The sequence below is a fragment of the Hydrogenophaga sp. IBVHS2 genome, from assembly GCF_002127215.1.
Taxonomy (GTDB): Bacteria; Pseudomonadota; Gammaproteobacteria; order Burkholderiales; family Burkholderiaceae_C; genus Hydrogenophaga.
This window is the reverse complement of the sequence record NZ_NFUT01000001.1, coordinates 481194-503962: the sequence shown is the minus strand read 5'-3', so window position 1 is coordinate 503962 and position 22769 is coordinate 481194. Positions and strand designations below refer to the sequence as shown.

Genomic DNA, 22769 nt, shown 5'->3' with positions numbered 1-22769 from the left:
TCAGAACGGCAGGCGCGGGGCCGGCTGGCGCGGCCGGCTGGCCGCCGCCGGGGTGGCGCCGCCCTGCACGCCGGTGATGACCCGGGCCCCCTCGACCACGCGGTCGGCATTCGGGGTGTCGGGCTTGAGCACCACTTCGGTGAAGCTGCCGTCGGTCACGCCGGTGCCCACGGCCACCGTGATCGGCTGGTCCTTCTCGTCGAGCAGGTGGATGCGGCCCCGCGGCGGCCCGCCCCGGGCCCCCGTGGGCGCCCCGTTGCCGGCCTCGGGCCCGGGCAGGCGCACCCGCAGCGCGGCGTTCGGCACCTTCAGCACGTTCTCGCGCTGATCGGTGACCACCCGCACGTTGGCGGTCATGCCCGGCAGCAGGCGGCTGTCGCCGTTGGCAAAGCCCACCACCGCGATGTAGGTGATGACGTTGGACACGTTGGTGGCGGCCTTGCGGACCTGCCTCACCTGGCCCTCGAAGGTGCGGCCGGGGAAGGCGTCGACCGTGAAGGTGGCCTTCTGCCCGGGCTTGATGCGGCCCACGTCGGCCTCGTCGATGCTGGCGTCCACCTGCATCTCGGACAGGTTCTGCGCGATCACGAACAGCTCGGGCGCCTGCAGGCTGGCGGCCACCGTCTGGCCCCGCTCCACCGTGCGCTTGATGACGATGCCGTCCACCGGCGAGGTGATGCGGGTGCGGGCGAGGTCCACCCGCGCCTGCGACACCGCCGCCTCGCGCTGCTTGACGTTGGCCCTCGCACTGCTGATCTGCGCCTCGCTCACGCCCACCAGGGCCTCCACCGCCTTGAGCGATTCCTGGGCGGATGCCAGCGCGGCACGGGTGCGGTCGGCCTCGCTCTGGGCGATGAAGCCCTGGGCCACCAGGCTGAGGTTGCGCTCGTGGCTGCGCTGGGCCTCGGCCAGGTCGGTGCGGGCGCGGGACACGTTGGCCCGGGCCGACGCCGCATTGGCCTGGGCGATGGCCACCGCGGCATTGGAAGCGTCAAGGTCGGCCAGGGCCGAGTTGAGCCGGTATTCGAGGGTCTGGGGATCGATCTGCGCGATCAGCTGCCCGGCCTTGACCTCGCTGTTGAAGTCGACGAACACGTCGCGGACCTGGCCCGAGACCTGGGTGCCCACCGAGACCTGGGTGACCGGGTTGACCGCGCCGCTGGCCGACACCGTGGCCTGCAGGTTGCCCCGTTCGACGGTGGCACTGCGGTACTGCACCGCCGAGGCGTTGCCACGGCTCCACCACCACCAGCCACCGCCGGCCAGCAAGGCCAGCAGGAGCACCATCAACATCCAGCGAGTACGGGTCATGCCGGAATTGTAGGAAGCGCTCCTCGAGGGAGCGCTTCAGCGGGGTATCGCCCGGGTATCGGGCGGGTAAAGGGGTCGGGTGACGGGCCCGGCGGCGGGGCCGTTGCGGACCTCAGTCGTCCCAGCGGTCATGACCGCGGCCACGCCCGTGGCCGTGGCCGTAGCCCTTGTGCCAGTGGCGGTCCTTCTTCCAGTGGCGGGGGCGGTAGTCGTCGTAGTAGTAGATGGGCTGCGGCGCCACCACCACCGGCCGCGGATACACCACCACCGGGCGCGGCTGGTAGTAGTAGGCCGGCGGGCCGTAGACCACCGGCGGCGCATTGGCCACGCCCACCGCCACGCCGGGCGACTGGATGCCGATGGACCAGTACACGTTGTCGCGGGCTTCTGCCTCGCTGACCACGGCCGAGGCGGCCCAGGCGCCGGCGGACATGACGGCGGCCATCAGGCCGCGCGCCCAGCCGTCGAGGGAACGGGTGATGGCGGGGACACGAAGGGCGGTTTGCATGGAAAGCTCCTGAGAGGATGCGCGCAGGGAAATGCCTGCAGCGTGGGATGGATTACAAAACGCCCTGGACGGCACACTGCCGCACGCAAGGTCAAAGTCGTTTCAAGTCGTAAACCCCCTACCGGTATCGCCATGACGCCTGCCACCGCTCCCGCGCCCTCCCGACCCGACACCGTGCTCGATTTCTGGTTCGGCGACAGCCTGGTCCACGGCTGGCCGGTGGTGCCGCGCAAGTCCTTGTGGTTCGGCAGCGACCCGGCGGTGGACGAGTCCATCCGGCAAGGCTTCGGGCCGCTCGTGGCCCAGGCGCTGGCCGGCGGCCTGACCGACTGGGAAGAACCGCCCCGGCATCGGCTGGCCCTGCTGGTGCTGCTGGACCAGTTCACCCGCAACCTGAACCGTGGGCAGGCCACCGCCTTTGCCGGCGATGCCAGGGCCTGCGCCCTGGCGCTGGACCTGCTGGACCGTGGCCTGCACCGCAGCCTGCCCCCCATCGGCCGGGTGTTCGTGTTCATGCCGCTGATGCACGCCGAAGACCTGGCCCTGCAGGACCGCTGCATCCGCTGCTTCGAGGACCTGCTGGCCGACACGCCGGCGGACCACACGGTGGCCCGGGACGACCTGGCCAGCCACCTGCAGTTCGCCCGGCTGCACCGGGACATCGTGCTGCGGTTCGGGCGCTTTCCGCACCGCAACCAGGCGCTGGGCCGCCGCAGCACCGACGAAGAAACCGCATTTCTGGTGGACGGACCGCGCTTCGGCCAGTAGGGCGCAGATCTGAAGACACCCCCCAGGGTGTCACCGGTCTGTCATGCGAACGACCTACAACCACGGGGTCCCAACCGACCGACCCCACCATGCGCCACCTCTCCCACCGCCCTGCCCACCACACCCCTGCCGGCCTGATCGCGCCGGTGCTCGCCACCCTGGTCACCGCTGCCGTGCTGAGTGCCTGCGGCGGCATGGAAGAGCCGCCCAAAGGCCCGCCGGTGGGCCTGGAGCTGGAGAAGATCGGTGGCTTCACCCACGCCGGCGGCGAGGCTTCGGCCGAGATCACCGCCTTCGACCCCATCAGCCAGCGGCTGTTCGTGGTCAATGGCGCCCTGGCCTCGGTCGACGTGCTGGACTTCAGCCGCCCCGAGGCGCCGACCCTGATCCGGTCCATCCCGGCGGCCAGTTTCGGCACCGGCCTGGCGGCCATCAACAGCGTGGCGGTGCACAACGGCATCGTCGCCCTGGCCATCGAAGCCAACCCCAAGACCTCTCCGGGCGTGGTGGCCTGGCTGCGCGCCAGCGACCTGCAGCCCCTGGGCACCGACACCGTGGGCGCCCTGCCCGACATGCTCACCTTCACGCCCGACGGGCGCACCCTGCTGGTGGCCAACGAGGGCGAACCCAGCAGCTACAACCAGCCCACCTCGGTGGACCCCGAGGGCAGCATCAGCGTCATCCGACTGGGCAAGCTCAAGCCGGACGCCACCCGGATCGAGCGCACCGTGCTGACCGCCGATTTCCGCGCCTTCAACGGCGAGATGCAGCGCCTGCGCGCCGCCGGCGTGCGCATCTTCGGCCCCAACGCCACCGTGGCCCAGGACCTGGAGCCGGAATACATCGCCGTGTCCGACGATGGCCGTACCGCCTGGGTGACGCTGCAGGAGAACAACGCCATCGCGGTGCTGGACGTGCGCAACGCCCGCATCAGCGACATCCGTCCGCTGGGCTTGAAGGACCACAGCCGGGCCGGCATGGGCATGGACCCGTCCGACCGCGACAACGTCATCAGGATCGGTCCGGTGCCGGTCAAGGGCATGTACCTGCCGGATGCGATTGCGTCCTTCCAGGCCAGGGGCAAGACCTGGCTGATCACCGCCAATGAGGGCGATGCCCGCGACTACACCGGATTTGCCGAGGAAGTCCGGGTGGCCGCCCACTGCCCGGCCGGCCTGGACCCCACGGTGTTCGCCGATGCCGCCACGCTGATCACGAACGCCGCCCTGGGCCGGCTGAACGTCACCCGCAGCCCCGATGGCGACCGCACCGGCAAGAACGCGCTGGGCCAGTGCACCGAGCTCTACAGCTTCGGCGGCCGCTCGTTCAGCATCTGGAACACCGACATCCAGCGCGTGGCCGACTCCGGTGAAGACCTGGAGCGCCTGACCACCCAGCTGCCGAACGTGCTGTTCAATGCCAGCAACTCCAACAACACGCTGGAAAGCCGCAGCGCCAGCAAGGGGCCCGAGCCCGAGGGCGTGACCGTGGCCCGCTTCGGCCCCAGGACCTTCGCCTTCATCGGCCTGGAGCGGGTGGGCGGCGTGGTGGTCTACGACGTGAGCGAGCCCAGCCAGCCGCGCCAGGTGAGCTACCTCAACACCCGCGACGGCATCAACGGCGACCGCGGTCCCGAGGGCCTGACCTACATCCCGGCCGACGACTCGCCCACCGGCGAGCCGCTGCTGGTGGTCGGCCACGAGACCAGCGGCACCACCGCCGTCTACCGCATCCGCCCGACCTACTGAGGCCAGGCCGCCGGACGCAGGTCGGTGATATCGTCACCGGCCATGCCCCGCACCCTCATCGTCCATGCCCACCCCCGCCCGGCCCACTCGGTGGCCACGCGGGGGTTGTTGCTGGCGCTGTCGGATCTGCCCGACCTGGCGGTGCATGCCCTCTATGACCGATACCCCGACTTCGACATCGACGTCGCCGCCGAGCAGCAGGCCCTGCGCGAGGCCGACCTGATCGTCTGGCTCAGCCCGGTGTACTGGTACAGCGTGCCGGGACTGCTCAAGCACTGGTTCGACACGGTGCTCACCCACGGCTGGGCCTATGGCCATGCCCATGCCCCCGATGGCGCGGGCCCGGCCACCCGCGCCCTGGCCGGCAAGACCGCCTGGTGGGTGGCCAGTGCCGGCGGCCACCCGGCCATGTACAGCCCCGGCGGGGAACACGGACGGGCGTTCGCCGACTACACCCCGGCCATCGAACAGACGGCGCGCTTCTGCGGCATGCACTGGGCACCGCCGTTCGTGCTGCACGGCGGCCACCGACTCGACGCCGCCGCCCGTGCGCAGGCCGGGCGCGCGCTGCGCCAGCAGGCCGAGGCGCTGCTCGCCTCCCTCGGAGGCCGGCCATGAACCAGGCCATCGTGTTCCTGGCGGTGGCGCTGGTGTTCGTGCCGCTGGCGGTGCGGCTGGGCCTGGGCTCGGTGCTGGGCTACCTGCTGGCGGGTGTGGCCATCGGCCCGCTGGGCCTGGCCCTGGTGTCCGATCCTGCGGCCCTGCTGCACACCTCGGAACTCGGTGTGGTGCTGATGCTGTTCGTGATCGGCCTGGAACTGGAGCCGCAACGCCTGTGGGCCATGCGCCGCGCGGTGTTCGGCGGTGGCAGCGCACAGATGGCGGTGTGCGCGGCCCTGCTCATGCCGGTGGGCCTGTGGCTGGGCTGGACCTGGCAGGCCGCGCTGGTGGCGTCGCTGGCGCTGGCGCTGTCCAGCACGGCCATCGTGGTGGGCCTGCTGCAGGAACGGCACCTGATGGCCTTGCCGGTGGGCCGGCATGGCTTCTCGATGCTGCTGTTCCAGGACATCGCCGCCATTCCGCTGCTGGGCCTGGCTGCGGCCCTGGGCAGTGCCGCGCCGGCCGATGCCACGGCATCCGGCACCGGGCTGACCCAGCTGGGCCTGCAGGCCGGCGCCGTGGTGGCGGTGGTGCTGCTGGGCCGGTTCGCGGCCTACCCGGCCATGCGCTTCGTGGCCACCCTGCCGGTGCGCGAGCTCTTCACCGGCCTGGCCCTGCTGCTGGTGCTGGGCGTGGCGGCCCTGATGCAGGCGGTGGGCCTGTCAATGGGCCTGGGCGCCTTCATGGCCGGCGTCCTGCTGGCCGGCTCGCCCTACCGCCACGCGCTGGAGAGCGACCTGCTGCCCTTCAAGGGCCTGCTGCTGGGCCTGTTCTTCATTGCGGTGGGCATGAGCATGCAGCTCGGCCTGCTGGCCAGCCAGCCCCTGCAGGTGGGGCTGGGCCTGCTGCTGGTGGTGGCGCTCAAGGCGCTGGGCTTATGGCTGCTGGGCCGATTCATCGGCCTGCACCCCAGCCAGCGCACCCTGCTGGCGGTGCTGCTGTCGCAGGTGGGCGAATTCGCCTTCGTGGTGCTGGCCGCCGGCCAGCTCAGCGGGGTGCTGCCCACCGACACCGCCGCCTTGCTGACGCTGATCGCCGCCCTCTCCATGGCCACCACGCCGCTGCTGCTCATGGCCCATGACCGCTGGCTGCAGGCCGAGGAAGCCCCGGTGCGGCCAGCGGATGCCATCGAACCCGACCACGCCCCGGTGCTGCTGGCCGGCTTCGGCCGCTACGGCCAGATCGTGGCCCGCCTGCTGCTGGCCACCGGCATCCGCCCCACCGTGATCGACCACGACGCCGACACCATCGACAGCGCGCGGCGCGCCGGCTTCGTGGTGCACTTCGGCGACGCCACCGAGGCCGACCTGCTGGCCGCCGCCGGGGCTGCCCAGGCCCGCGTGATGGTGGTGGCCATCGACGATCCGCAGCAGGCCAGCCGGGTGGTGGCACTGGTGCGCGAGCACTGGCCGCAGCTGCGCATCGTGGCCCGCGCGCGCGACGCGGTGCATGCCATGGACCTGATGGAAGACGGCGTGCACCATGTGCAGCGCGAACTGTTCGAGAGCTCGCTGCGCAGCGGCCGTGCGGTGCTGGAAGCGCTCGACTTCGCGCCCTACCAGGCCCGCCAGCTGGCGGACGATTTCCGGCGCTATTCCGAAGGCTTCCTGCGCAGCGCCCGGGCCGACCGCCACAACCAGGACGACCTAATCCGCCGGGTGCGCGAGGCGCGCGAGCAGTTCGAGCGCCAGATGCAGGCCGACCTGGCCCGCCAGCAACGCCGCCCCGGCGACGGTGGCTGGCAGCGCGACGACGGCCCGCCGGCCTGAGACCGGTCAGCGCGCCCGGGGGCGGGCCTGGCCGTCGTGCTTGGCATGGTGGATGCGGCGGCTGGCACGGTCCTGGGCCGCCTCCACCCGGGCGGCTTCCCGGGCGGTCACCTGGCCGTCGGCCTCGGTGCGGCGCTCCAGCCGGCGGATGTGGCGCTGTTGTTCCACCAGCCGGGCGGTCTCGGGCCGGGTCAGCTCGCCGGAGGCCACGCCCTGGCGGATGCGGTCGGCCTGCCGGTCCTGGCGGGCATCCACCCGGTCGGCCTGGGCATCCTGCCAGCCGCCCTGGGCATGGGCCTGCGCGGCCAGGCCGGCCAGTGCCAGCGTCAGGGCCAGGGGAAGGGCACGGCGAAACGAAGCATGGAAGGTCATGGGAACTCCTCAGATCGAATGGCGCCGGGACCATCCCGGCACGCACCCCGCAGCCGGGGCTGGCACTGAAACCGCCGCACACAGGGCGCACTTACGCTGCGCCGGCCCATGCCCCGGCCGGCGGCCGGGTTTTGCCGACCGGCGCGTAAGAGACGGCGCCCAGCCGGGTTTCAGCGTCATGCAAAGAACCGTCATCCCCCCTGCACGCGCCCGCGCCCGGCGCTGGCGGGCCGCGCTGCTGCTGGCCGCTGCAGCCACTGTGGCGTCCGTCCACCCGACGGCCCGGGCCCAGACCCCGGCCGTGCCCGACCCGCAAGCCTGGTCGCGCCTGAGCCCGGCCGAACAGGCCGCCCAGCGCGAGGCCATCCGCCGCCAGCTGCAGAACGCCAGCCCCGAGCAGCGCCAGGCTTTCCGGCGCGAGCTGCGCCAGCGGCTGCAGAACCTCAGCCCGGAACAGCGCCAGGCCCTGATCGGCGATGCCCGCGCCCAGTGGGACCAGCTCAGCCCCGCACAGCGCCAGGCACTGGCGGCCGAGCGGCGGCGGCAGGTGGAGTCCATGAGTCCGGCCGAGCGCCGCGAAATGCTGCGCCAGCGCCGCGCGTTGCTGGAGACCATGTCCCCCGAAGAACGCGCCGCCCTGCGCGAGAAACTGCCGCTGCGATGAACACCGCCACCGAACACCCGCCCGCCCTCGCTCCGGCGCCCCACGTGCAGGCTGGCCGCCTGCTGACCGCCATGGCCGGCCTGCTGCACCGCGCCCGCCGCGCCCTCAGTCCCACCGCCGACGGCTGGGCCGAATGGCGGGCCGCCACCGGCGGCGACCCGGCCAGCGCCCGCGCCCTGGTGGCCCGCCTGACGCCGCCCGCCCTGGCCCTGGCGCGGCAGGTGCTGGGCCGCCCCGAAGACGCCGAAGACGTGGTGCAGGACAGCTTTCTGCGCCTGTGGAGCGCCCGGCCGGACGACCAGACTTCGGCCCGGATCGGCACCTACTTTCACACCATCGTGCTCAACCGCTGCCGCAGCGTTCTGAGCCGCCAGCGCGAATGGGCCACCGACCCGGACGAACTCCAGACCCTGCAGGAGCAGCAGACCGGCGCCTTGATGGCCCAAGAGCCCCTGGACGACGCCCGGCAGCACCACCAGCTGCACGCGGCCCTGACCGCCCTGCCCCCGCGCCAGCGCCTGGCGCTGGCCCTGTGGGCCTATGCCGACGCCGATGCCGCTGCCATCGGCCAGGCCCTGGGCATCGAGGCCAACGCCGCCCACCAGTTGCTGCACCGGGCCAAGCGCCAGCTGCGCAGCGCCCTCACCCCCGGAGGCACCGCATGAACCCGTCCGACACCGACCTGCAGCGCGCCCTGCAGGACAGCCTGCACCAGAACCCGCCCGACCATGCCAGCACCCAGGCCCTGCAGGAGAGGGTCATGGCCCAGTGGGCGCAGCGTCACGCCGGTCAGCTGGCCCTGCAGGCGGCCACCGCCGGTGGCCCGGGCCATGGCGCACAGGGCCAGCGCCTGCGCCGGGCCGGCTGGGCTGCCGGGGCGCTGGCCCTGGCCGTGGTGCTGGCCGCTGCCTGGCTCCATCGCCCCGACCCGGCGCTGGAAGAACTCATGCAGCCCGATGTGCTGCAGCTGATCACGCTGGGCAGCATCTGAGCAGGGCATGCGGGGCCACGCGGGTGCCTAGAATGGCCGGATGAGCTCCACCCCGCACCCGAACAACACCGCCTCCACCCCCGCCGCCAGCCCTGATGGCGAACACAAGGTCAGCAACTTCCTGCGCCAGATCATCGAGAAGGACCTGGAGCACGGCACCTACGCCAGCCGCCGCTGGGGCGGTGGACCCGGCGATGCCGCCCACCACGCCACCGGCGAGCCCGACCCCGCCCGCATCCGCACCCGCTTCCCGCCCGAGCCCAATGGCTACCTGCACGTGGGCCATGCCAAGAGCATCTGCCTGAACTTTGGTCTGGCGCGCGACTACGGCGGCGTGTGCCACATGCGCTTCGACGACACCAACCCCGAGAAGGAAGAGCAGGAATACGTCGACTCCATCCTGGACGCGGTGCAGTGGCTGGGCTTCAACTGGGAGTCCAGCTTCAACGGCCAACAAGAGAGCCACCTGTACTACGCGTCGAACTACTTCGACTTCATGTACCGCGCGGCGGAAGCGCTGATCACCGCCGGCCACGCCTATGTGGACGAACAGACCGCTGAAGAAATGCGCATCAACCGGGGCGACTTCAACAAGCCCGGCGTGGACAGCCCGTTCCGCAGCCGCACCCCGGAAGAGAACCTGGCCCGCTTCCGCGAGATGCGCGACGGGAAACTGGCCGACGGTGCCGCCGTGCTGCGCGCGAAGATCAGCATGCAGTCGCCCAACATCAACCTGCGCGACCCGGCCATCTACCGCATCCGCCGTGCCACCCACCACAACACGGGCGATGCCTGGTGCATCTACCCCATGTACACCTTTGCGCACCCCATCGAGGACGCGCTGGAACAGATCACCCACAGCATCTGCACGCTGGAGTTTGAAGACCAGCGCCCCTTCTACGACTGGCTGCTGGAACGCCTGACCGAATGCGGCCTGCTGCAGGCCCCGCCGCCGCGCCAGTACGAATTTGCGCGCCTCAACCTCACCTATGTGATCACCAGCAAGCGCAAGCTGGCCCAGCTGGTGAACGAGCACAAGGTGAGCGGCTGGGACGACCCGCGCATGCCCACCATCGTCGGCCTGCGCCGCCGCGGCTACACGCCCGAAGCCATCCAGCTGTTTGCCGAACGCATCGGCGTGACCAAGAGCGACAGCTGGATCGACTACAGCACCCTCGACGGCTGCCTGCGCGAAGACCTGGAGAACAAGGCCCACCGCGGCATGGCCGTGCTCGACCCGGTCAAGCTGGTGCTGACCAACTGGGCCGAGGTGTTCGGGTCGGACGCCTACACCGAGCCCTGCACCCAGCCCGCCCTGCCCCACTCGGCCATTGCCGAAGGCCAGACGCCCCCGCCCGACCGCGTGTTCCAGATCGGCAAAGCCGTGTGGATCGAGCGCGAGGACTTTGAAGAAGTGCCGCCCAAGGGCTACAAGCGCCTGTTCCCCGGCAATGTGGTGCGCCTGAAGGGCGGCTATGTGATCGAGTGCACCGGCTGCGCCAAGGATGCGGCGGGCCAGGTGACCGAAGTGCACGCCAAGGTGATCCCCGGCACCAAGAGCGGCACCCCCGGCGCCGACAGCGTCAAGGCCAAGGCCGCCATCACCTGGGTGGGCGTGGCCGACGGCGTGAGCGCCGAAGTGCGCCTGTATGACCGCTTGTTCACCGACCCCCAACCCGACGCCGGTGGCAAGAACTTCCTGGACGCCCTCAACCCCGACAGCCTGAAGGTGGTGACCGCCTATGTGGAACCGTCACTGGCCGCCGCGAAGCCGGACCAGAAGTTCCAGTTCGAGCGGCACGGGTACTTCGTGGCGGATCGGGTGGATCACGGGGTGGGGGGGAAAGTGGTGTTCAACCGGGTGACGGGATTGAAGGATTCCTGGGGGAAGTGACGCGCACAGCGCGCATGAAGCGGCAAGGAGCACAGAGCCGCGCCAACTTCCAGGCATTTATCTGTTTCTCAAAATTGACATTAATCAATAAATGATCAAAATGAGAAACAAATGCCAGCAAGAACTCCCCTCACTCTCACGCACAGTGCCGCCCAGCTGCAAGCCCTGGGGGCACAACTTCGCGCCCGCCGCAAGGCGCTGAAGGTGAGCAGCACGGCGGCCGCCGAGGCCGCCGGGATGTCGCGGGTGACGCTGCACCGCATCGAGAAGGGCGAGGCTTCGGTGGCAGCGGGCGCCTGGGCCAATGCCATGGCGGTGCTGGGCCTGTCGCTGGTGGCTCTCGATGCCGATGACACCACCGCCATGCGTGAAGGTGATATCCCCGAAGCGGACCTGTCGCAGTGGATACCCGTCCGCGTGCGCCTGGCCGGCTATCCGCAGCTCCAGGCGCTGGCCTGGCAGGTGCACGGCACCGACACGCTCACGCCCCTGGAGGCGCTGGGCATCTATGAGCGCAATGCGCGCCATCTGGATACGGCCGCGATGACGCCCGCCGAACAGGCGCTGTTGCAGGCCTTGCGGGCCGGGCTGGGCGGCACTGCGGTCATGGACAGGCCCGATGTTTGAACGCCCGCACCACCAACGCATCGCGCATGTGCTGGGTGCGCTGGATGGCGACGCCTTGCGCAGGTACAGCTGCCTGTTCGGCGGAGGCACCTGCATCGCCCTGCGCCACGGTGAGTACCGCGAGTCGCTGGACATGGACTTTCTGGTGGCCGACGCCACAGGCTACCGGGAGCTGCGCGGGCTGGTCACGGGGCCTGCGGGCATCAACGCGTTGGTGCGACCGGGAGCACAGCCCCTGATGCAGCAGCGCGAGGTGCGGGCCGACCAGTACGGCGTGCGCACGGTGGTGCTGATGGACAGTCAGGCGATCAAGTTTGAGATCGTCCGCGAGGCACGCATCACCCTGGAGGCGCCAGGGCCTGCCGATGTGGTGTGTGGCATCAGCACGCTGACCCCGCTGGACCTGGCCACGTCCAAGCTGCTGGCCAACGCCGACCGCCAGGCCGACGATGGCGTGTTCAGCCGTGATGTGATCGACCTCGCCATGATGGACCTGCGCCTGCCTGCGCTGCGCGCCGCACTGACCAAGGCCACCGAGGCGTACGGGCCGGCGGTGGCACGCGATCTGGCCAAGGCGATCGACCGGCTGCAGGAGCGCCCGGGCTGGCTGGAGCGGTGCATGCAGGTCATGGCCATGACCCAGCCGAAGGCGTTGGTCTGGCAGAAGATCCGGGCCTTGCGCCGGGTGTTGAAGACCGACTGAGGGGTGGTCTGTTCAGGACGGCAACGAGGCTGTGTGTTCAACCGGGCCCCTGTGCATGCCGATGGCGCCGGTGCTGACCTCCACCACCACCCGCAGCCCCCGCACCACACCCCCCAGGTCCAGGCTGGGGCTCCCCTGCTCCGGCAGCCACGGCACGTGCACGAAGCCGCCACGGGTGCCGCGCCATTCGGGGTCGGTGGCCAGGGCGTGCATCAACCGGTAGAGCACGTGGTTGCACACGAAGGTGCCGGCGCTGTTGGACACTTCGGCCGGCAGGCCTTGTGCGCGCAGTTCGGCCACCACGGCCTGCAGCGGCAGGCTGCTGAAGTACGCGGCGGGGGCGCCGGGTTCGATGGGGCGGTCGCGCGGCTGCTGGCCGGCGTTGTCGGGGATGCTGGCGTCGTCCAGGTTGATCGCCACGCGTTCGATGTGCAGGCCCTGGCGGCCGCCGGCCTGGCCCACGCACACCACCAGCGCGGGGCGGTGCTGCCGCAGCGCGGCGTGCAGCACCTGCCAGGCATCGCCGAACACGGTGGGCAGCTCCCGCGCCTGCACCCGGTGACCGGCCAGCGTGGCGCCGTGCAGGGCCTGCACCGCCTCGCTGCTGGGGTTGCGGGTGGCGCCGCCGAAAGGGTCGAACCCGGTCAGCAGGACGGTGGGCAGATCAGACGGGGGCATGGCCGAGCTGCGCGTGCGCTTCGCTGCCGGTGTCCGGCGGCTGGTTCTGGCGGCAGCGCAGGTAGTGGTGGCTGAACACCTGCAGCCAGGCCGACAGGGCCGAGGCCGCCGCTTCGTCACCGGCCATGTGCAGGCACATGGCGGCCACCTCGGCGGTGCAGAAATGGTGGTCGAACTGCGAGCGCCGCAGCCGGTAGGTGGAGGCGTGGCCGGGGTCCAGGCTGAGCACCGGCAGGGTCTGCAGGTGCGGGCTCTTGCGGAACATCTTGCGGGCCTCGGTCCAGGTGCCGTCGAGCAGCACGAACAGCGGTCGCGGGCCGGTGGCGGGTGCGCCCGGCGACGGCACCGGGGCCAGGCCCGAGAGGTCGCCCACCACCCGCTCGGGTTCCACCAGGTCGCCGGGGAACACCACCACCGGCTGCCAGGCCGGGTCGGCCAGCAGGGCCACGAAGCCGGGGTCGGGCTGGGTGCGCGACCAGCCGAAGGCGAAGGTGTCGGGCACCACGTCAGCGATCAGCCAGCCGGTGTTGCTGGGCTTGAGGGATTCGATGTCGCCCATGAGCAGGCACATGCCGGCGCGGGTGGGCACGCTGGGTCGCCACTCACAGACGCAATGACTGGCCGGCAGGCGGCATCCGTCGCAGCGAACCAGGCTGGAGCCACGGGCGTTGAAGGGTTTGGTGCTGGCGGCCAGACGGGTCTGGCGCAGGCGGGCGACGGCGTGGGTCATGGGCCGATTGTCGCAACCCGGCCCGGCCGGTCAGCCGCAGATCTGGCGGATGAGCCCGGCCTTGTCCTGTTGCCACCGTTCCTGCAGGCGCTGGCCGATCGGCAGGTCGGGCAGCTCGCGAAAGAGCGAGCGGCGACCGTCGCCGCCCTCGTCCACCACCGCGAAGCGGTAGCGCACCCCTTGCGACACCCGCTCGGTGCCGGTGCTCAGCGTGTAGGTCTCGCGGTAGCGGGTGCCCAGCAGCTGCAGGTGGCCCACGTGCAACGCCTCCCCCTGGGTGGCGGGCACGCACAGCACCAGGCGCGGCCAGGTGGTGTGCCGGTCGGGCTGGATGGGCGGGCCGATCTGGGTCACCACATAGGCCCCTGGCGGCACCTTGAGCCGGAACGCACCGGTGACCTCGTCGACCTGCGGAAACACGAACGGGTTGCCGTCCTCCATGCGCAGGGCGATCAGGTTCGGGGGGCCCCAGCGCGGCGCGCTGCCGTAAGGCGCCATGAGCTCGCCGTCGACGATGTAGTTCATCCGCCCGGCCACCACGGTGTACTCGGGCGTGGACGCGTCCTGCGGGGCGGCATGGCGGATCCAGGTCAAGGCGCAGCCCTGCAGCAGGGCCAGCAGGCCGATCGCCAGGCCGGCGCGAAAGAATCGGTACGGGGTATGCATGGCGCGCATTCTCGCCAGAATCGGCCCATGCACGAAGACCTGCCCTTCAGCCCCGCCGCCGAGCGCAACCGACAACCCATCCTGGAACAGCTGCTGCAGCGGCTGCCGCCTCAAGGTCATCTGCTGGAGGTGGCGTCGGGCACCGGCCAGCACGCCCAGCACATGGCCCCGGCCCTGCCCGGATGGACCTGGCAGCCCACCGAGCACGATGGGCAGGCACTGCCCGCCATCGCCGCGCGGACCGCCGGTCTTCCGGCGGTGCGTCCACCGCTGCGGCTGGACGTGACCGCCACCGAGTGGCCCGGGCCACCGCAGCCCGCGTGGACCGCCTGCTTCGATGCGGTGTACTGCGCCAACCTGCTGCACATCGCTCCGTGGCCGGTGTGTGCCGGGCTGATGCGGGGCAGCGCCCGCGTGCTGCGCCCGACCGGCCTGCTGCTCACCTATGGACCGTACCTGGAGCGCGGGGTCGACACATCGCCCGGCAACCGGGCCTTCGACCAGAGCCTGCGCGAGCGCGATCCCGCCTGGGGACTGCGCTGGCTGCACGAGGTGCAGGCCCAGGCCGATGCCGCCGGGCTGGTGCTGGCCCAGCGCATCGCGATGCCGGCCAACAACCTGCTGCTCGTGTGGCAGCACCGCGCGGCCGCGACGTAACAGGCGGGTGCCGGTCTTTGCGGCGGCGGTGCCCGGCATTGACAGGACGGACACACAGCGCCGCGAGCATGAGGGCTCCGAAACCCACAGGAGACCTGCCATGACACTTCGCCGCCTCATGACCTCGCTGGTGGCTGCCAGCACCCTCGGCATGGGCACGCTCGCCCTGGCCGACGACGACCGCCGCGGCCACCGCTGGGATCACCGCCACGAGCAGCGCCACGACCGCTGGGACGACCGGCGCGATCACCGCCGCGACCACCGTCCGGACGTGCGCATCGTGCAGCAGCACCACCACTACCACGGCGGGCCACGCGCCTACCGGGGCGGGCCGCGCTGGCACAAGGGCCAGTACCTGCCACGCCACGTGGTGCAGCAGCGCCATGTGGTGATCGACCACCGCCACCACCGCCATCTGTACGCGCCGCCCCGCGGCCACCAGTGGGTGAACGTGGACGGCGAATTCCTGCTGGTGGCGGTGGCCACCGGCTTGATCGCCCATGCCATCTTCAGCCGCTGACGGGCGTATGCTGGGTGTCCCCGTGAACCCAGGAGACATCCCATGAAAACCCTCGCCCTTCTCACCGTGGCCGGCACCGTGCTGGCCGGCTGCGCCGGCTCCCCGCACGGCGGCATGCACGCCATGCACAACGACCCCGCCCATGCCAGCATGCACGCCATGCACAACGACCCCGCCCATGCCAGCATGCACGCCGAGCACATGGCCATGATGGCCGCCATGAAGGCGCCGCCCACGGCGCCGGCCCAGGTGACCGAGAGCACGCCCAGGCTGCCGTCGGGTTACCAGAAGGTGGCGGCTGCACCCGGTGCCCGGGTCTACTTCCTGAACCTGCGCAACGGCATGACGGTGAGCAACCCGGTGAAGGTGGTGTTCGGCCTCTCGGGCATGGGCGTGGCACCGGCTGGGCTGGAGAAGGCCGGCACCGGTCACCACCATCTGCTGGTGGATGTGGCTGCCTGGGACGCCAACGCGCCGCTGCCGGCCAACGACAACTTCCGCCACTTCGGCCTGGGCCAGACCGAGACCACGGTCAACCTGGCGCCCGGCGTGCACACGCTGCAGCTGGTGCTGGCCGACCAGAACCACATTCCCCACCACCCGGTGGTGAGCAGCGAGCGCATCACCATCACGGTGAAATGAGGCGTCAGCGGCGCCGGGCCTTGGGCCGATCCGGCCGCTCCTTGCGGCGCTCGGCATCGGCCGCTTCACCGGCAGCCAGCCAGCGCCCGAACTGCTCCGGCGTCTCCAGCGTGATGCGGCCCATGTGGCCCTGGCGGAAATCGGCAATCACCAGCTCGGCCGCCTTGGTCAGGTTGACCCGGCCTCCGGCCACCAGCGCGCCGCGCTGGCGGCCGATGGTTTCCATCAGGCCGTCGGCATGGGCCTGGGCCAGCGCGGCCGCATCCAGTCCGAACCGGTAGCGCTCTTCCAGCAACGCCGGATAGGCCACCTTCAGCAGGTCCAGCAGGTCCAGCGCCACCGTCTCGTCGTCGTAGGCGTTGCGGCCCACCGCGCCGCTGGCAGCCAGCAGCGTGCCGCTCTCGGGCACCACGATGCGCGGCCACAGCACGCCCGGGGTGTCGAACAGATAACAGTCGTCGGCCAGCGCCACGCGCTGCTCGTTGCGGGTCACGCCGGCTTCGTCGCCGGTCTTGGCGGCGCGTTTGCCCATGAGGGTGTTGATGAGCGTGCTCTTGCCCACGTTGGGAATGCCGCAGATCAGCACCCGCAGCGGCTTGACCATGCCGCCGCGCAGCGGGGCGAGTTCGCGGCATTCGGCCACCAGCGCCCGCGCCGGCGAGGTGTGGCTGGCGTCCAGCGGAATGGCGCGCGTGCCGGGCTGGGCGCGGTAGTGGGCCAGCCACTGCTCGGTGCGCGCGGGGTCGGCCATGTCCTGCTTGTTGAGCACCTTCAGCGTGGGCTTGTGGCCGGTGAGTTCGGCCAGCAGCGGGTTGGCGCTGGACCCCGGCAGGCGGGCATCGAGCATCTCGATCACCACGTCGATGGCCTTGACCCGTTCGGCAATCGCCTTGCGGGTGAGGTGCATGTGACCGGGGAACCACTGGATGCTCATGGACTTGTTCGTGTTGGCGGAGCCGGGATTGTGCCTTGGCAGCCTCGGTGTAAGCCCCGAGCGCAGGCGACAGGGGCGCTGCCTAGAATGACCCGCATCCCTTCAGCCGAGAGCCACATGAGCATCACCGTCAAGATCGATCTGGGTTACGAGTTCGCCGTCAAGTCCGCCGCCGCCGACGTGTTCGCGGTCCTGTCGGACGTGCCGGAGTCGGTCAGCCACTTCCCCAAGGTGGAGCAGCTGGTCGACCTGGGCGGTGGCACCTGGCGCTGGGAGATGGAGAAGGTGGGCACCGCGCAGGTGAACATCCAGACGGTGTACGCCAGCAAGTACACCAGCAAGTTCGACGCTGCCAAGGGTACGGGCACCGTCAAGTGGACGCCGGTCAAGGGGGAAGGCAACGCCCTGGTGGGCGGCCACTGGAAGATCACCGGCCAGGGCAAGACCACCGCGCTGGAGCTGGCCATCGAAGGCACGGTGGACGTGCCCCTGCCCGGCCTGATGAAGATGGTGGTGGCTCCGGTGGTGGAAGCCGAGTTCGAGAAGCTGGTCGACAAGTACATCGCCAACCTGATCAAGCGTTTCGGCGGCGAGGCCTGATCCCGGGTCCGTCACAGTTGTCCCCGGAAAGTGGGGACAAGGGTGTGAATAAGATCGGGTCAGCCGTGTACGGGTGCCGCAAGTGCCTGTGGCACAAGGGGCTTTTCTGGGTTGCTCAAGAAGTGGGCAGGGCCTCGGAGGCCATGCTGCGGGGTCGGCCCAGCCGCTGCGGCGACACGTATTCCTGGCGGTAGATCTCGAACGGCAGCGAGTCGGCCGCCTCGATGGCGCGCTGGTCCAGCACCGACTGGGCCGCCATGGCTTCGAACCGGGCCTGCTGCTTGGTGCTCCAGGGCAGGGCCAGCAGCTGGCGATGGATCTCGGCCGACTGCGCCCGCACGAAACCGATGAAGGAATCGTCGTGCTGCTGGGCCATGGCGCGCAGCACGCGGGCCGACGGCAGGGTGTCGGGTGCGTGCAGGGCCTCCCGGGCCTGCGACACCGCCAGGGCATGGTCGTGGCCGCCATGCAGGGCGTCCAGACGGTCGGCCAGCGGTGCCAGGGCGTCGATGATCTCGGTGCCCCAGTCCACCAGCGACACCGGCTGGCCGTCGCGCATGAGCTGCAGGCCCGGCTCGCGGCCCCGCGCGGCAGTGAGGTGCTGGTTGTGGGCCAGCTCGCGGATCTCGGCCGGCGTGTCGGGCGGGCTGTCGGCCAGCAGGCAGTGCAGCAGGAAGACGTCGATGAAGCGCAGCGTGCTGGCCGCAATGCCGATGGGTTCGAACGGATTGAGGTCGAGCAGGCGCACCTCGATGTACTCCACACCCCGCTCGCGCAGGGCATGCAGGGGACGCTCGCCGGGGAAGATGACGCGCTTGGGCCGGATGGTGCCGTAGAACTCGTTCTCGATCTGCAGCAGCGTGGTGGCGAGCTGGTTGTAGTCGCCGCCCGGGTTGCGGATGCCCACCGCCTCGTAGGCCGGCCAGGGGCGGGTGAGCGCGTCGTGCAATGAGGCCGCATAGCCCTCCAGCCCGTTGTAGCTCACCGCCAGCGTGGCCTGGGCCTCGCTCTGGTAGCCCAGGCGGCCCATGCGCAGCGAGGTGCCGTGGGGCATGTGCAGCGTGCCGCACTGGCCCACCGGCAGCAGCTCGTGCTGGCGCCCTTCGACGAAGCTGGAACACACGGCCGGCGAAGCGCCGAACAGGGTCAGCAGCAGGAAGGCATGGCGGCGGAAGTTGCGGATGAGGGCAAAGTAGCCGTCGTTGTCCACGCCGGGCAGCGACCAGTTGTAGTGGATGCCCGAGATGGTCTGCATGCGCCGGCCGTAGCGGTGGCCCAGTCCCATGCGGTAGACGCTCTTGGCCCGGCCCACGTTGCTGCTGCCGTAGCGGCCCAGGGGGATGGTCTCGTCGGTCGGCAGGCCGCAGGGCATGCTGGAGGCCCAGAGCATCTCTTCGCCGGCGGCGCCGCCCTGGCTGCGCAGGGTTCGCACCGTGTACTGGTGCACCTCGGTGAGCTCGGCCAGGGTGGACTCCACGCTGGCATGCACGCCGGTGATGAGCTCGAGCTGCGACTCGCTGTAATCGGTGGTGATGTGCGGATGGGTCAGCGCGCTGCCCAGCGCGGCCGGATGCGGGGTCAGGGCCAGCTTGCCATCCGGCTGGGAACGCAGGCTCTCTTTCTCGAGGCCTCGGCGCATGCCGGCCAGGCGCTCGGTGCCCAGGGCGTCCAGACGGGAAGGCAGGGAAGTCATACGGGATCGGGTGTCGGCAACAGGGGCGCAGAAGTTAACACGGTTGCCGCATTTCTGCAGGCAGCGCGCCCGGCCAGCCAGGCCTCCACGAAGGCCGCGTCATTGGACAGCCGCAGCTCGTCGAAAGCCTGCTGTGCACCCGGATGCCGGCGGCGCAGGTAGTTGAGCCACTGCTTCAGGCGGCCGGCCCGGTGGCGGCGCTCCACCCGCTCACTCACCTGCTCCCAGAAGGGCAGCAGAAGCGGCTCGATCTCGGCCCATGCCGCTGGCTGCCCCCCGCCCAGTTCCCGGGCCAGACCGGGGTCGGCCACCAGGCCGCGGCCGATCATGAGGTGCTCGCAACCCGAGACGGCGCGGCAGCGCCGCGCATCGTCCACCGACCAGATCTCGCCGTTGGCAATCAGCACCGGGCGCTGCTCGGGCAACGACTCGCGCACCTGCGCGATGCGCTCCCACCAGGCCGGGGGGCGGTAGCCGTCGGCCTTGGTGCGGGCATGGATGACCAGCTCGCTGGCGCCGGCCTCGGTGATGGCCAGGGCGTTGTCCTCGGCGCGGGTGTCGTCGTTGAAGCCCAGGCGCATCTTGGCCGACACCGGAATGTGGGCCGGCACCGCGCGGCGCACGGCGCGCACGATCTGGTGCACCAGCCACGGTTCTTCCAGCAGGATGGCGCCGCCCCGGCTGTTGTTGACCGTCTTGGCCGGACAGCCGAAGTTCAGGTCGATGCCGGGCGGCTCGAAGGTGGCCAGCCGCGCGGCGTTGTCGGCCATGCAGGCCGGGTCGGAGCCCAGCAGCTGCGGGCGCACCGGCACGCCGGCCCGGGTGCGCCCGCCCTGCAGCAGCTCGGGCACCACGCGGGTGAACGACCGCTCGGGCAGCAGCATGTGGGTGATGCGGATGAACTCGCTGGTGCAACGGTCCATGCCGCCCAGGCGCGTGAGCACATCGCGCAGGGTGGCGTCGAGCAATCCTTCCATGGGGGCCAGCAGCAGCATGGGGCGATTGTCCCTGCTGGGCACCGGCCCCGCCCGGTCTGAGGTTTAGCATCCCGGCATGAGCTCCGAATCCCACGAACCGCGCCTGACCTCCGCCCTGCGCCAGCTGCTGTGGCAGCGCCGCACCGCCGCCCTGGCCACGCGCGACGAGGCCGGTGCGCCCGCCGTGTCGCTGGTGCCGTTTGCGGTCTGCCCGGCGCTGCAATGCCTGGTGATCCATGTCAGTGCCCTGTCGCCGCACACCGCCCAGCTGCAGGCCGACCCGCGTGCCGCCGTGCTGGTGGACGCCGGCGAGGTCGATGGCGAGCCGGTGCATGCGCTGCACCGCTTGAGCCTGTCGGTGCGGGCCGAGACCGCCGGCGGCGAGGCCCTGGCGGTGGCCCGACAGGACTACCTGACGCGTTTCCCCGAGGCCGCCGACATGACCGCCCTGCCCGACTTCCGCTTCGTGCTGCTGCACCCGCTGCAAGGCCGGCAGATCGCGGGTTTCGGCGCAGCGCGCCGCATCGACGGGACGGACCTGTGTGCCGCCCTGGCCGCCGGCCGGCCATGACCCCGCTGTACCTCGACGAGCACCTGCTGGTGCTGGACAAGCCCGCCGGCCTGCTGGCCGTGCCCGGCCGGGGCCCGGACAAGCAGGACTGCCTGAGTGCGCGCGCCCAGGCCGTGTGGCCCGATGCCCTCATCGTGCACCGGCTGGACATGGCCACCTCGGGCCTGCTGGTCATGGCGCGCGGCCTGCCCATGCAGCGGGCACTCAGCCTGGCCTTCGAGAAACGCCAGGTGCACAAGCGCTACCAGGCGGTGGTGGCCGGCGCGCTGGAGCCCGAGCAGGGACAGATCGACCTGCCCCTGATGATCGACTGGCTCAACCGGCCCCGCAGCATTGTGCACCACCAGCACGGCAAGCCCAGCCTCACCCGCTGGCAACGGCTGGACGCAGCGCCGTGGCAGCCCGATGCCCCGGCACCGCACCCGGTCATCACCACCCGTGTAGAACTCGAACCCGTGACAGGCCGCACCCACCAGCTGCGGGTGCACCTGCAGGCCATCGGCCACCCCATCGTGGGCGACCCGCTGTACGCCACCAGCGAACAGCAGGGCTGGTCCGGCCGCCTGCTGCTGCACGCCTGCGATCTGTCGCTGCCCCACCCGGCCACCGGCCAGACCCTTCATTTCCACAGCCCCTGCCCGTTCTGACGCCATGCACCTCACCGTCCTCACCGGCGCCTCGCGGGGCATGGGCCTGGCCATGGCGCAGCAGCTGCTCTCCCCCGACCGCCTGCTGCTGTGCCTGTCGCGCCGCACGAATGCCGAACTCCAGGCCCGTGCCGACGCCCTGCACGCACCGCTGCTGCAGTGGCCGGTGGATCTGGCCGAGCCCGAACCGGCGGCCCGGCGCCTGGGCGAATGGCTGGCGGGTCAGCCCGCGACCGGCCTGCACAGTGCCACCCTCATCAACAATGCCGGCGTGATCCCCACCGTGGCCCCGCTGGAGGCCGTGCCGCCCACCGAGGTGGCCCAGGCCCTGCGGGTGGGCCTGGAAGCGCCCATGCTGCTCACCGGCGCCTTCCTGGCCGCCACGGCCCGCTGGGTCGATCAGGGCTGGCGCGGACCCCGCCGGGTGCTCAACATCTCCTCCGGTCTGGGGCGCTACCCCATGGCCTCGCAGGCGCCGTACTGCGCGGCCAAGGCCGGGCTGGACCACTTCACCCGCTGCGCGGCGCTCGATCAGGCGCAGCAGCCGCACGGCGCCCGGCTGGTGTCGCTGGCGCCGGGCGTGATCGACACCGACATGCAGGTGCAGCTGCGGGGCGCCGATGCCGCCGCCTTCCCCGACCGCGCGCGCTTCGTGGAACTGCAGCGCGGCGGGCAGCTCACATCGCCCGAGCAGGCCGCCGCCCGTGTGCTGGCCTGGCTGGACCGCCCCGACTTCGGCCAGAACCCGGTGGCCGACGTGCGCGACGCCTGAAACCCGACAAGGAACCTCCATGCAACGCCGTCTGTTTCTGGCCGGATCGGCCTCGATCATCGCCCTGCCGGCCCTGCTGCCCACCTCGCTGGGCGCCCAGACCAGCGACAGCCCGGCGGGTTTCTGGGACCTGCTGCGCGCCGGGGGTTGCGTGGTGCTGATGCGCCATGCGGTCACCGTGGCCGGCGTGGGCGATCCGCCCGGCTTCCGGCTGGACGACTGCAGCAGCCAGCGCAACCTGAGCGATGCCGGCCGGGCGCAGGCCCGCGCCCTGGGCGAGGCCTTCCGGCGCGAGCGCGTGGAACTGGCCGAGGTGCGCAGCAGCGCCTGGTGCCGCTGCGTCGACACCGCGCAGCTGACCTTCGGGCGCCACACCGTCTGGACGCCGCTGAACTCGTTCTTCCAGGTGGGCGACCGCGCCAGCCAGACCCGTGCCGTGATGCAGGACGTGGCCCGTCTCAAGGCCCCGGCCAACTGGATGCTGGTCACCCACCAGGTCAACATGACGGCCCTGACCGGCGAGTACCCGGCCAGCGGCGAGGTGTTCGTCACCCGCTTCGATCCCGCCCAGCCGGAACGCCTGCGGCTGCTGGCGCGACAGGCCTTCTGAGACGCTCCGCTTACCATGGCGGGTATCCATCCCACCCACCCCCCAGCGGAGACCTTT

27 protein-coding genes are annotated in these 22769 nt (G+C 71.0%); 18 read left to right on the top strand and 9 right to left on the bottom strand.

Translation table 11 applies throughout. From position 1 onward, the window contains the following. A complete protein-coding gene (locus CAP38_RS02520; protein WP_086119292.1) occupies positions 1-1311 on the bottom strand; it encodes an efflux RND transporter periplasmic adaptor subunit in 1311 nt (436 codons plus the stop codon). A 112-nt stretch (positions 1312-1423) separates the two neighbouring features. After that, entirely contained in the window at positions 1424-1819 is a 396-nt protein-coding gene (locus tag CAP38_RS02515) for a hypothetical protein (RefSeq protein ID WP_086119291.1), read from the bottom strand. A gap of 132 nt (positions 1820-1951) precedes the next feature. Between CAP38_RS02515 and CAP38_RS02510 the strand changes: the two genes are divergently transcribed. From CAP38_RS02510 to CAP38_RS02500, 4 genes are all read left to right on the top strand, one after another. Further along, on the top strand, positions 1952-2587 hold the full coding sequence (locus CAP38_RS02510) for a DUF924 family protein (protein WP_086119290.1): 636 nt from the start codon (positions 1952-1954) through the stop codon (positions 2585-2587). Between the two features lie 89 nt (positions 2588-2676). Beyond that, on the top strand, positions 2677-4335 hold the full coding sequence (locus CAP38_RS02505) for a choice-of-anchor I family protein (protein WP_143435740.1): 1659 nt from the start codon (positions 2677-2679) through the stop codon (positions 4333-4335). Between the two features lie 42 nt (positions 4336-4377). Beyond that, complete coding sequence (locus tag CAP38_RS15125; protein ID WP_143435739.1) at positions 4378-4953, top strand: NAD(P)H-dependent oxidoreductase; 576 nt, start codon at positions 4378-4380, stop codon at positions 4951-4953. Next, positions 4950-6764, top strand: coding sequence for a monovalent cation:proton antiporter-2 (CPA2) family protein (locus tag CAP38_RS02500; protein WP_086119289.1), 1815 nt, complete (start codon positions 4950-4952; stop codon positions 6762-6764). The genes CAP38_RS15125 and CAP38_RS02500 overlap by 4 nt, the downstream gene beginning before the upstream one ends. 6 nt (positions 6765-6770) lie before the next feature. On the opposite strand, the gene CAP38_RS02495 is transcribed toward CAP38_RS02500, so the two are convergent. Then, entirely contained in the window at positions 6771-7136 is a 366-nt protein-coding gene (locus CAP38_RS02495) for a hypothetical protein (protein ID WP_218776549.1), read from the bottom strand. A 178-nt stretch (positions 7137-7314) separates the two neighbouring features. Here CAP38_RS02495 and CAP38_RS02490 point away from each other — a divergent pair, with 178 nt between their 5' ends. The 6 genes from CAP38_RS02490 (at position 7315) to CAP38_RS02465 (ending at position 12015) form a co-directional block, all read left to right on the top strand. Beyond that, entirely contained in the window at positions 7315-7800 is a 486-nt protein-coding gene (locus CAP38_RS02490; RefSeq protein ID WP_143435738.1) for a DUF3106 domain-containing protein, read from the top strand. Continuing rightward, entirely contained in the window at positions 7797-8465 is a 669-nt protein-coding gene (locus CAP38_RS02485) for an RNA polymerase sigma factor (RefSeq protein ID WP_086119288.1), read from the top strand. The genes CAP38_RS02490 and CAP38_RS02485 overlap by 4 nt, the downstream gene beginning before the upstream one ends. Beyond that, positions 8462-8791, top strand: a complete 330-nt coding sequence (locus CAP38_RS02480; protein ID WP_086119287.1) for a hypothetical protein — start codon at positions 8462-8464, stop codon at positions 8789-8791. Before CAP38_RS02485 ends, CAP38_RS02480 begins: the two co-directional genes overlap by 4 nt. A 40-nt stretch (positions 8792-8831) precedes the next feature. Beyond that, complete coding sequence (locus tag CAP38_RS02475; RefSeq protein ID WP_086119286.1) at positions 8832-10685, top strand: glutamine--tRNA ligase/YqeY domain fusion protein; 1854 nt, start codon at positions 8832-8834, stop codon at positions 10683-10685. A 111-nt stretch (positions 10686-10796) separates the two neighbouring features. Then, positions 10797-11312, top strand: a complete 516-nt coding sequence (locus CAP38_RS02470; RefSeq protein ID WP_086119285.1) for a helix-turn-helix domain-containing protein — start codon at positions 10797-10799, stop codon at positions 11310-11312. Further along, positions 11305-12015, top strand: coding sequence for a nucleotidyl transferase AbiEii/AbiGii toxin family protein (locus CAP38_RS02465; protein ID WP_086119284.1), 711 nt, complete (start codon positions 11305-11307; stop codon positions 12013-12015). The genes CAP38_RS02470 and CAP38_RS02465 overlap by 8 nt, the downstream gene beginning before the upstream one ends. Positions 12016-12027: 12 nt before the next feature. Here the strand turns inward: CAP38_RS02465 and pcp are convergent, their stop codons facing one another. From pcp to CAP38_RS02450, 3 genes are read right to left on the bottom strand one after another with little or no spacing between them, the layout of a single operon-like run. After that, on the bottom strand, positions 12028-12693 hold the full coding sequence (gene pcp / locus CAP38_RS02460; RefSeq protein ID WP_086119283.1) for a pyroglutamyl-peptidase I: 666 nt from the start codon (positions 12691-12693) through the stop codon (positions 12028-12030). Next, a complete protein-coding gene (locus tag CAP38_RS02455) occupies positions 12680-13423 on the bottom strand; it encodes a tRNA-uridine aminocarboxypropyltransferase (RefSeq protein WP_086119282.1) in 744 nt (247 codons plus the stop codon). The genes pcp and CAP38_RS02455 overlap by 14 nt, the downstream gene beginning before the upstream one ends. A 30-nt stretch (positions 13424-13453) precedes the next feature. Continuing rightward, positions 13454-14089 carry a hypothetical protein gene (locus CAP38_RS02450; RefSeq protein WP_143435737.1) on the bottom strand — a complete coding sequence of 212 codons (636 nt, stop codon included), beginning with the start codon at positions 14087-14089 and terminating at the stop codon, positions 13454-13456. A gap of 27 nt (positions 14090-14116) precedes the next feature. On the opposite strand from CAP38_RS02450, the gene CAP38_RS02445 reads away from it, so the two are divergent. The 3 genes from CAP38_RS02445 (at position 14117) to CAP38_RS02435 (ending at position 15908) form a co-directional block, all read left to right on the top strand. Further along, a complete protein-coding gene (locus CAP38_RS02445; RefSeq protein WP_086119280.1) occupies positions 14117-14746 on the top strand; it encodes a DUF938 domain-containing protein in 630 nt (209 codons plus the stop codon). 100 nt (positions 14747-14846) lie between these two features. Continuing rightward, positions 14847-15266, top strand: coding sequence for an RcnB family protein (locus tag CAP38_RS02440; protein WP_218776548.1), 420 nt, complete (start codon positions 14847-14849; stop codon positions 15264-15266). Between the two features lie 42 nt (positions 15267-15308). Further along, positions 15309-15908: a DUF4399 domain-containing protein gene (locus CAP38_RS02435; RefSeq protein WP_218776547.1), complete on the top strand. Its 600-nt coding sequence runs from the start codon at positions 15309-15311 to the stop codon at positions 15906-15908. Positions 15909-15912: 4 nt separating this feature from the next. Here CAP38_RS02435 and ylqF read toward each other — a convergent pair whose 3' ends face one another. After that, positions 15913-16842 (bottom strand): ribosome biogenesis GTPase YlqF, encoded by a 930-nt coding sequence (ylqF, locus tag CAP38_RS02430; RefSeq protein WP_086119278.1) that lies wholly within the window; start codon positions 16840-16842, stop codon positions 15913-15915. A gap of 117 nt (positions 16843-16959) precedes the next feature. On the opposite strand from ylqF, the gene CAP38_RS02425 reads away from it, so the two are divergent. Beyond that, entirely contained in the window at positions 16960-17442 is a 483-nt protein-coding gene (locus CAP38_RS02425) for an SRPBCC family protein (protein WP_086119277.1), read from the top strand. Between the two features lie 115 nt (positions 17443-17557). Here the strand turns inward: CAP38_RS02425 and gshA are convergent, their stop codons facing one another. Together gshA and CAP38_RS02415 are read right to left on the bottom strand one after the other, a co-directional pair. Next, a complete protein-coding gene (gshA, locus tag CAP38_RS02420; protein ID WP_086119276.1) occupies positions 17558-19135 on the bottom strand; it encodes a glutamate--cysteine ligase in 1578 nt (525 codons plus the stop codon). Further along, entirely contained in the window at positions 19132-20130 is a 999-nt protein-coding gene (locus CAP38_RS02415) for a tRNA-dihydrouridine synthase (protein WP_086119275.1), read from the bottom strand. Before CAP38_RS02415 ends, gshA begins: the two co-directional genes overlap by 4 nt. 58 nt (positions 20131-20188) lie before the next feature. On the opposite strand from CAP38_RS02415, the gene CAP38_RS02410 reads away from it, so the two are divergent. The 4 genes from CAP38_RS02410 to CAP38_RS02395 are packed head-to-tail and all read left to right on the top strand — an operon-like array spanning position 20189 to position 22712. After that, the gene (locus CAP38_RS02410) at positions 20189-20683 is read left to right on the top strand and encodes a pyridoxamine 5'-phosphate oxidase family protein (RefSeq protein WP_086119274.1); all 495 of its coding nucleotides are present in this window, start codon (positions 20189-20191) and stop codon (positions 20681-20683) included. Then, entirely contained in the window at positions 20680-21330 is a 651-nt protein-coding gene (locus CAP38_RS02405) for an RluA family pseudouridine synthase (RefSeq protein ID WP_086119730.1), read from the top strand. The genes CAP38_RS02410 and CAP38_RS02405 overlap by 4 nt, the downstream gene beginning before the upstream one ends. Before the next feature lie 4 nt (positions 21331-21334). Further along, positions 21335-22102 (top strand): SDR family NAD(P)-dependent oxidoreductase, encoded by a 768-nt coding sequence (locus CAP38_RS02400; protein WP_086119273.1) that lies wholly within the window; start codon positions 21335-21337, stop codon positions 22100-22102. A gap of 19 nt (positions 22103-22121) precedes the next feature. Further along, complete coding sequence (locus CAP38_RS02395) at positions 22122-22712, top strand: histidine phosphatase family protein (RefSeq protein WP_086119272.1); 591 nt, start codon at positions 22122-22124, stop codon at positions 22710-22712. Positions 22713-22769 lie beyond the last annotated feature (57 nt).